The sequence below is a fragment of the Microvirga pakistanensis genome, assembly GCF_004458765.1.
In the GTDB taxonomy this organism is placed as follows: Bacteria; Pseudomonadota; Alphaproteobacteria; order Rhizobiales; family Beijerinckiaceae; genus Microvirga; species Microvirga pakistanensis.
The window spans coordinates 1-223 of sequence record NZ_SPJX01000033.1 but is presented as its reverse complement, the minus strand read 5'-3'; the positions used below and the strand labels follow the sequence as shown (position 1 = coordinate 223).

Here is a 223-nt window from a genome sequence, read left to right as displayed (position 1 = left end):
GATCCTCGCGCACGGTGGCCCGGCGCTGCCATTCCTCCGCATCGCCCGTGAGGATCGACAGGATCGCGTCGATCCCCGCATCGATGCCGCCCGCGAAGTCGCCCTGCTGGACTTGCGGGGCGATCGCGGTGGTGGTGATGACCTTCGCGAGCGCATCGGTGAGAGCGCCTTCGAGCCCGTAGCCCACCTCGATGCGCACCTTGCGCTCAATGGGAGCGACGAG

At 68.6% G+C, this 223-nt stretch carries 1 protein-coding gene; it reads right to left on the bottom strand.

Translation table 11 applies throughout. The annotated features are described in order from the left end of the window. Window positions 1–223 (bottom strand): TPM domain-containing protein (locus E4K09_RS02455; RefSeq protein WP_193557232.1); only part of this gene is annotated, 223 nt, incomplete at both ends.